This is a genomic window from Variovorax sp. F042 (genome assembly GCF_057814215.1).
In genome coordinates this window covers 1-289 of record NZ_JBVASX010000085.1, presented here as the reverse complement: position 1 = coordinate 289, position 289 = coordinate 1, and the positions used below count along the sequence as shown (strand labels likewise).

1 protein-coding gene is annotated in these 289 nt (G+C 69.6%); it reads left to right on the top strand.

The annotated features are described in order from the left end of the window. The coding region (locus ACZYSP_RS35515; RefSeq protein ID WP_489019254.1) for a LysR family transcriptional regulator at positions 1-289 on the top strand (289 nt) is incomplete at both ends.

The window sequence follows — 289 nt, the reverse complement described above, 5'->3', positions numbered from 1 at the left end:
GAACGAAGTCGCAATGGTCGTGCAAGTTGCGCGCCTCGGCAGCTTTGCCGAGGCCGCGCGGCAGCTGCGCATGCCATCGGCAACGGTGAGCCGGCGCATCCAGCAGCTGGAGGCGCGCCTGGGCACTCGGCTGATGCAGCGCTCCACCCGCAAGCTGACGCTGACGAGCGCGGGCCAGACCTATCATGAGCGATGCGGCCCGGCGGTCGAGGAACTGATCGAAGCCGGTCAATCGCACGTCGCGGATAGCCAGGAGCCGAGCGGCGTGATCCGGGTGGCCGCCTCGGCC